2 pseudogenes are annotated in these 877 nt (G+C 77.2%); both read right to left on the minus strand.

The window, feature by feature from the left end:
- Positions 1–549, minus strand: a pseudogene (locus AC5P09_RS51980) (D-beta-D-heptose 1-phosphate adenosyltransferase); the annotation flags it as partial.
- A gap of 80 nt (positions 550–629) precedes the next feature.
- A pseudogene (locus AC5P09_RS51985) lies at positions 630–877 on the minus strand (phosphoheptose isomerase); the annotation flags it as partial.

Here is an 877-nt window from a genome sequence, read left to right on the forward strand (position 1 = left end):
CGCCTCCTTCTCCGACGGCGAGACCAGCCGGGTGCCCGGCACCGGCGGTCCGCCGCGCGGGTGTGGGTCCCAGACCAAGGGCGGGCGTTCGGCCAGGACATCGCGCAGACAGTCGGCGGCACCGCGGCCGTAGTCGGAGACCAGAACGGACGGTGCCCGGCAGATCGCCCGACGCGCCTCCTCGGTGGCCTCCCGCACCCGGCCGTCGCCCCGGTCCAGGCGGACCACGGGACTGCCCTGCGCCAGCACACGGGTCTTCTCGGCCAGCGGGCCGGTCAGCGGGAGCGGGATCAGCGTCAGCCACGGTTCGAGCAGTCGCCGCAGCTCCCGACTGGCGGGGTCGTCGCCGAGCCCGGTGACGAGGGTGACGTCGTGGCCGTCGCGGGCGGCGAGGTAGGCCGCGAGGGCGGCGCCGCCCGGCCGTACGCGCTGCCCGCAGTCGGCGACGACCGGCACGGGTGCGTCGGGCGCGAGCCGCTCGGCGGTGCCGGTGAGATCCCGGTCGAGCAGCGCGTCGCCGACCACCAGGAGCGGGGCCCGGCGGCGCACGCCGCCCGTCGCGCCCCCGCCCGGAGCGACGGCCGTACCGTCCCGTGACGCGTCCGCCGCGCCCTCGTCCCATCCGCCCGTCATGCCGCCCTCCGTTCCAGCGCCGCGTCGAAGGCCGCGCAGACCATGTGCACGGCGACCAGGTGGAGTTCCTGGACGGTCGCGGCGGAGCCGGCGCTCACGCACAGGGATTCGTCGCTGCCCGCCATGAGGGGGTTGGGGGCGGGCCCGGTGAGGGCCCACACGCGCACGCCCGCCGAGCGTGCCGCGTCGGCGGCGGACAGCAGGTTGGCGCTCGCGCCGCTGGTGGACAGCAGTACCAGGACGT

The sequence above is a fragment of the Streptomyces sp. a15 genome (assembly GCF_059026085.1).